This is a genomic window from Thermogutta sp. (assembly GCF_014359955.1).
Lineage (GTDB): Bacteria > Planctomycetota > Planctomycetia > Pirellulales > Thermoguttaceae > Thermogutta.
The window spans coordinates 1-1,310 of sequence record NZ_JACIYL010001023.1 but is presented as its reverse complement, the minus strand read 5'-3'; the positions used below and the strand labels follow the sequence as shown (position 1 = coordinate 1,310).

Here is a 1,310-nt window from a genome sequence, read left to right as displayed (position 1 = left end):
CGAGCAAGACGATCTGGCTCAATCGCGCTCGGCCGCCGGCACAGGGCGGCCTGGTGGGATGCAATATCAATACCAACAACAAATCAGTGGCCGCGAAAGGCTTCGAATTTCTCCGAAATTTGCCGGAGAATCCCGATCCTGCCCGCTCACCCCACGGTGCATCTCCTCTCCAGGACCGTGGCGCCGTGAGTAATGAAACGATCGTGCGGCACCTTCGGTTGCTCCGCGAAACAGTCCCCTGTTACCCAGGCAGGATGAACGGCGCGACGGAAATAGTCATTCACCGGGTGATCGCCACCAGTCAGGCGAAGGTGACGGTATGCATCCGCGGCAAACGATAAATAGTGGCAGATCTTTTATCGAAGATCCGAATAATGCTGCGGTGCTTTCTATGCTAGTTATTCGATCGTCAATTGTTATAGGGAACGAATATAAATCAATATTGAGTGGAAAAAAACATCAGCGGCGTCGCGAGGGACCTGCTGTGGGAGCCTGCCAGGTGTCTTGCAGGTCCCTGATCCACTGCTCGACGAGGGACACCGCACGCTCATCCGCCCGATTGCTGGCCAGCGGCGGCATTTGACGCGGGCCCCGGAGACGGAGGCGGTGCCACAGTTCGCTGGCTTCGGGGCTGCCCGGACGAACGATTTTGCTTCCCTGCGGTCCCACCTGACCCTGCCCAGGATTCACGCCGATTAGCTGCGCTTTTTCCAGCGGTGTGTGGTAGCGGAAATCGGGACGATTGACGATGCCATTGGGAACGTGGCACATGGCACAGTTGGCGTCGAGGTACGCGCGAACAAGCTCCTGACGCTGCCCAGCTGTGGCCCTGGAAGCCGTGAACCAGTCGGGATAGGCCTCCCACTGCTCCGGCGAACCTTGGGGCGGATTGGCGAAAACGCCCAGCGCACGCCACAGGGCGATCTGGTTAAGGCGCTCTCCGCTTTCCGATCGCATTTCCGGTTCCCCATGATCGGCTTCGTTAGAAACGCGCGCGTTCGCGTTGGTCACACTGATCGGAGAAATTGAATCCCGAATGACGGGTCGATTGAGTTGTCGGGTGTTCAGACCCAGCACGAATCCCGCGGCGGGAGTATGGCAGGCCATGCAGTCCGAGCGACTTGGAAAATACCACGATAATGTGTCCCGACCTGTTGGAGTCGCCGCCGAAACCTGCACGGTCTTTGCGCCGTCTAAAAGCTCGGCATCTGTTTGAGCATCGTTCCAGACATAGGTGTATCCCTGCCACCCCTCCGGACTGCGGACCAACAGGCGGGTTTCCAGACGCCGCCATTGTCGGGGATCGGCGA

At 58.9% G+C, this 1,310-nt stretch carries 2 protein-coding genes; one reads left to right on the top strand and one right to left on the bottom strand.

Going from position 1 to position 1,310, the window contains the following annotated elements; all coding sequences use genetic code 11:
• Positions 1-341: hypothetical protein (locus tag H5U08_RS19085; protein ID WP_297036840.1), on the top strand; the 341-nt coding region annotated here is incomplete at its 5' end.
• Between the two features lie 118 nt (positions 342-459).
• Here H5U08_RS19085 and H5U08_RS19080 read toward each other — a convergent pair.
• A partial coding sequence (locus H5U08_RS19080) for a hypothetical protein (RefSeq protein WP_297036835.1) occupies positions 460-1,310 on the bottom strand: 851 nt, incomplete at its 5' end.